The sequence below is a fragment of the Vibrio sp. 2134-1 genome (genome assembly GCF_033339495.1).
On record NZ_JAWOUS010000056.1, the window covers coordinates 1 to 4,304 of the forward strand.

Here is a 4,304-nt window from a genome sequence, read left to right on the forward strand (position 1 = left end):
AAGTTCGCTGTTCGATTGAAACAAAAAACGCCCTCTAAGGGCGTTTTTTCTATGTTTTCATCTTATCGATGGCATCTTTGGTGATCAGCTCGTTAGCTATCTCCAAGTTCTCTTTGTACTTCTTCTCTTTGTACTTCTCATATTCAAATCGAGATAACGAACTTCTCGGATCGTACTCGTAACGCTGACAGAATTGCTCAAAAGTAACAGCTGCACTCATAGACACCTCTTAATCTTTAAACTGAAAACTTCGCATAAAGCTCTGGCTCTTTAGAGAGTAGAGTTAGGACTTTGCTTGCTAAACCTGTCGGATTTCTCCGTCCTTGCTCCCAACTTTTCACGGTATCAATACTCACATCCATCGCTTGTGCCAACTCTTTTTGGCTGACATCCAGTTGTGCTCGGATCGCTTTAACATCGGCAATCTCATAACGAGTGACATTCGCAGGAGTCTGCTCTCCTTTTGCAATCGCTTCGGCTTGCTTCATCGATGTATAAAGTTCATCAAAAATACTATTGCTCATTGTCATACTCTCTCTTAATCGACCTCGACACTTCTTTAAGGAGATTCTTCTCTTTCTGAGTTAAAGAGTCCTTTCTCCCTTTCTTGTACAGCAACACCAAATAGACAACATCAGGTTGGATCAGTAAGTAAATCGTTCGATAACCACCACTCTTACCTGTCGATTCTCCAGCAAGGCGAACTTTTCTTAGCCCTCCCGTTCCGACAATCAACGATCCCATTTCTGGGTTTTTGATGATGTCTGACTGCAACGCTCGAAACTCTTCATCCGTGAGCATCTCTTTTCGCTGAGATTCAAACAATGGCGTTTCAATAAACTCTAATGCGTAGCTAATAACCCGATCCTCTCCCAAAAGAATAGGAGTACATTGTACTCCTGGCAAGCGTATTTTCAAATGTATTAACGATTAAATCCGAAACCTCGACCTCTGCGATTTTGTCGTGCTAACGACTGCTCTTGCTGTATTGCTTTTCCAACGACTGGAGCTGCTGCGTCAAGTTGTTTACTTGCATGGTCAAGCTGCTCACACTGCTCTGTAAGCGTTGGTTCTCCTCGCTGCTCTGCTCGAATCTTTTCTCTAAATCCTTGTAGAGCTTCACGAACTCGCTGTGCTGCTCCTTGTGCTGCCTCTCTAAAACCTCGAAGGCGTGCAAAAGTTGTTTCTCTAGCTCGGTCATTTATTTCCTCTCCAACTTGATCAGCTCGTTCTTGCCATCGTTCATTGTCCACCCCTCCAGAATCGAGTAACCCTCTGGTATCACAATAAAACGTTCCCCTTTCTGGCTCTCGTACAGAGAAAGCCCCCAAGTCTTGTTCTGGAACTGCTCTAGGATCGCTTTTTGGCGGGCTATCTTTTTCTGATTGTCTAATATCGTCTGCCCTTGATACCAAGCGATCCCGTAACTGACGATCACCAAAAATAACAGGGTCACTGGCAACCAAATCCATGTTTTCATCACCAAGAGATTCAAACGTGATTGCTGCTCTTGGATGTCGTTTATGATTTTCTGCTCGCTTGATTTCAACGCATCTTGAATACGTTGTTCGTGCCTCTCGAAGTCTTTCTTTAGCGTTTGCTCGATAGCGTTGGCTTGCTTCTTCGATTGCGAATTGAAGTCCCTCGCCATATTCAAAATCTTGCTCATACAACAAACCTTTTAATCTTATGTTTCGTTTCCCACTTTCGGGATTCTTAATGCTGATGCTTTTAGCTGTCACTCTGGCAATCTCAAATCCTTTGCTTTCAAGCGCACCAATTACCCCTTTTCGACTACGGATTGCGCCTGATTGAGCAAGATTAAGTAGACCATCGGTAAGAAGTTGCTGAATCTCTTTTGCATCGGATGGAGTGTCTTTAGCACTCACCAAGCCTTGCTGATTAGCAGGGTCATCTGGGTCATGAAGCCCTAGTTCAAGATTCTTAATGGTGCGCCACGCATCGATACGAGGATTGTCTGCAAAGTGGTAGTAAGGTTGAAGTCGCTTGCCAGAATGAAGCTCAATATTTGGAATAACAAAATTCAGCTCTAACCGCCCTTTATCAAGATGCTCTACCCAAAGAATGGAGTATTGGTCTTTGTCTAAGCCTGGTAACAAAGCCTTTTCAAAATCAGCCATGAGGCGATCTTTAATCTCTTGTGATAAGTCCGTTTCAGCAAAACAGAGAAAGCCCGATGTGTACTTTTTGGCGTAAGGACTCGAATCAATGAGTGATTGAACTAAATCAGGATCGCCTTGATTGAGTGTCGCCCTCTCCCGATTTCTATCTTTCCCTAAGAGATAATCAACAGGGCCACTCCCAACGCCCTTACCTCTACGAGCGAACTGAACAATCATACTGAGATCTCATACTTTGCCATTATTTGCCCAAGCTGACGCTCGATTGCTGAAAGTTGAGCCAATACTTGAACCACATTCACGACATCATAATTCTGGGTATTCACTACTCTAGTGATCTGATTCAAGTTATTTCCAAGTCCAGATAACTGGCGCAATAATGCGGGGTCTACTTTAGGAACATTGGCTCTTTTAAGAGTCCGTTCCCCAAGACAAGTCTCTCTCACCCAAGGAGCTAATTCCGCACCATCACACCGATCTTTCAGAGCTTGAAGTTCAGCCTCAGTGACTCTGATCTTGATGGACTTTTCTCGTATTACTTTCTTCTTTTCAGTCATGGCAATTCTTTAGTTTGAGTGCTTTTAACTAGGGTTAAGGGAGCGTAGCGTCCCTTACAAGGCACAATGACAACGTAACGAAGTGGAGGGGTCTTTGTGTAGCCTTGCTTATGTGCTTAACAAAAGATAGAAAGTAAGATAAAGAAATGCAAATAAGGGAAATCATGAAGTATCAAACAATGACAGTAAGAGCAAAGAGGAGGCTAGCCAAGCTAGCGCAAACCACCCTTTCGGCTGCGCCGACCCCTACCCATTTCAACTCAAATTTATGAGTGATTTGGGTATCTTTTTGGTCGCTTTCAGATTGGGTAAGTCTCTTCCCTTTCGGGCTGCCCTGCGCTGTGAGTAAGGCTTTACGCCCCCATTCCAGTCTCACAACACTAATCAATTATTCCTTTTCCGCAGTTCTCCCTCTAGCAGCTACAAGAGAGCGGTTTTATCGTGCTTTCGCAAGTTTTGATTAGTGCCTTTACCTGCCACCTTTGGAACTTCCCTTGGTCGGTGGCTGATGCGCATCGCTCTGTCCAAAACATCTTGAGTCCAAACAGAGTGCAGGAATACTTGAAGTGCTTAAATGATATGGGCTATCATGAAAGGACTTACACAGGCCGTCAAACCAGTAAGTATTCCGATCAAAGCCGACCTTGCAGGGTCGGTTTTGTCACATCTGGGGATTGAGATTACAACCAAAGAGCTGGGATCTCAACGATCCTTTTCTAAGGTAATGAACGTCCTCAAGAAAAACGCCTCCCATTGGGAGGCGTTTTTCGTATCTGCCAGATGTAAAAAAGGTCGCCGGTTTGGGCAACCTTTTGCGTTCTATCGTTCAGTTCGCACAACGAGTGTTACGTTAAATTACTCATTACTTTCTTTTAAACCAAAGCAGTCCCACTCTATCAGCAATCGACTAAAATTATTTTTTGAAAGATATTTGGCATCTACACACTTACCATCATCATCGTACAGCACAAGGAAAAAAGAACTCGATTCTAGTGTACGACCTAACGAAAGCCATTGAGCAACAATTGTCTCGTAATGTTCTTGATATGATGCGATTTCAAAGCCTTTGTTATTCGATGTTTTAAAATAAATTTTTAGTTTCACGCTTTATCCCATTTATCTCATACACATCATATTTAAGACTAGGTTTGTGTGAGCAATTGAACGTTCTTAATAGACTTAGGCCAAAAAAAACCACTATATACGCAATTGAGCACTATTATAAAGTTACATGCATATCACCACTTTGTGAGTATTGTTTTATGGCTCTGTGTGAAATAAAAAAATACGACACTTTAGTAGATGCTCATACGATTAAACTTCTCGAAAATTTAACAATGGAAATTGGAAATGAAGAAGTTGCTCTACAAGTCACTATTTTGTCATTTGAAAAACTTTGGCATCAAATGGAAATGCATGGAGAGCCCGAAAACACATTTGAATGGCTTCAAATCGAAGCAAAGAAGCTCATAATTTAAAGCAACATAACGTTGTTTTGGTGCTTATTATTCCTATTATGGTAAATCCGTAAGTTAGGCATCAGAAACCATGCTTCCGACACTCTAAAACGCTCTACACGCTGTTTTAGCAAGAAAACCTAGCGTAG

General features: G+C 42.4%; 8 protein-coding genes. 1 reads left to right on the top strand and 7 read right to left on the bottom strand.

What is annotated here, in order from left to right; translation table 11 throughout:
* Positions 1 to 49: 49 nt before the first annotated feature.
* The 7 genes from R7R78_RS23650 to R7R78_RS23675 all read right to left on the bottom strand — a co-directional run bounded on the left by R7R78_RS23650 (position 50) and on the right by R7R78_RS23675 (position 3,802).
* Entirely contained in the window at positions 50 to 220 is a 171-nt protein-coding gene (locus R7R78_RS23650; protein ID WP_005398424.1) for a hypothetical protein, read from the bottom strand.
* Between the two features lie 16 nt (positions 221 to 236).
* The gene (nadS, locus tag R7R78_RS23655) at positions 237 to 524 is read right to left on the bottom strand and encodes a NadS family protein (protein ID WP_029946694.1); all 288 of its coding nucleotides are present in this window, start codon (positions 522 to 524) and stop codon (positions 237 to 239) included.
* Entirely contained in the window at positions 514 to 906 is a 393-nt protein-coding gene (locus tag R7R78_RS23660; RefSeq protein WP_224723981.1) for a type II toxin-antitoxin system RelE/ParE family toxin, read from the bottom strand. The genes nadS and R7R78_RS23660 overlap by 11 nt, the downstream gene beginning before the upstream one ends.
* A 61-nt stretch (positions 907 to 967) precedes the next feature.
* A complete protein-coding gene (locus tag R7R78_RS30025) occupies positions 968 to 1,201 on the bottom strand; it encodes an MbeD/MobD family mobilization/exclusion protein (RefSeq protein WP_169567099.1) in 234 nt (77 codons plus the stop codon).
* A complete protein-coding gene (locus R7R78_RS30030) occupies positions 1,202 to 1,669 on the bottom strand; it encodes an MbeB family mobilization protein (RefSeq protein WP_203506492.1) in 468 nt (155 codons plus the stop codon).
* Between the two features lie 687 nt (positions 1,670 to 2,356).
* Positions 2,357 to 2,698 (bottom strand): MobC family plasmid mobilization relaxosome protein, encoded by a 342-nt coding sequence (locus tag R7R78_RS23670; RefSeq protein ID WP_169661778.1) that lies wholly within the window; start codon positions 2,696 to 2,698, stop codon positions 2,357 to 2,359.
* A gap of 855 nt (positions 2,699 to 3,553) precedes the next feature.
* On the bottom strand, positions 3,554 to 3,802 hold the full coding sequence (locus R7R78_RS23675; protein ID WP_005398517.1) for a hypothetical protein: 249 nt from the start codon (positions 3,800 to 3,802) through the stop codon (positions 3,554 to 3,556).
* A 158-nt stretch (positions 3,803 to 3,960) separates the two neighbouring features.
* Between R7R78_RS23675 and R7R78_RS23680 the strand changes: the two genes are divergently transcribed.
* The gene (locus tag R7R78_RS23680; RefSeq protein WP_031419549.1) at positions 3,961 to 4,176 is read left to right on the top strand and encodes a hypothetical protein; all 216 of its coding nucleotides are present in this window, start codon (positions 3,961 to 3,963) and stop codon (positions 4,174 to 4,176) included.
* The last annotated feature ends 128 nt before the right edge of the window (positions 4,177 to 4,304 follow it).